This window comes from Bartonella sp. AD328YNZD, from assembly GCF_042196425.1.
In genome coordinates this window covers 1-510 of sequence record NZ_JBHIQG010000903.1, presented here as the reverse complement: position 1 = coordinate 510, position 510 = coordinate 1, and the positions used below count along the sequence as shown (strand labels likewise).

General features: G+C 33.9%; 1 pseudogene. It reads right to left on the bottom strand.

From position 1 onward, the window contains the following. Positions 1-335: pseudogene (locus ACFIO3_RS15680) on the bottom strand (autotransporter outer membrane beta-barrel domain-containing protein); the annotation flags it as partial. Positions 336-510: the final 175 nt, after the last annotated feature.

Below are 510 nucleotides of genomic sequence, written 5' to 3'. Positions count from 1 at the left end.
ACGCCTCCCCCATTTGAGGACTTTACAGCTGTTGTCCAAGCGTTTGTTTCTGAATGGCTATTTGTATTTGAGACACCGTTAATAATTATAGCCTTTCCCTCAATAACCGTATTTTCCCCTGATGCCTCTAGGGCTGCATCAGAACTTTCACCCCTAAGTTGATAAGTTTTCTGGGAAATTTCATGCGTTTGACCATCATTACAGCGATAAAATGAAGCACTTTCATTACATGAATATTGCTTCTTTTCAGAAGGAATTCCACCGGCATCAGCATTGTGTACAAAGAAAAAAATAACCGTTGTAAAACGACATAAAGAGAGATGATTTTTAAACATAATTTTCTACAAACTTTCTTCCCCTTCTCTAAAAACAAAAAAACACGCGTTCTGTTTAATAAATTTGGTTACGCGTGATAATTTAAAATACGTTTTGTATTTTATATATCCACCCTATGTTTTATGTAAAGCCAGAATCCCAAAATATCACAATTTAAAATTGTATTATTTATAA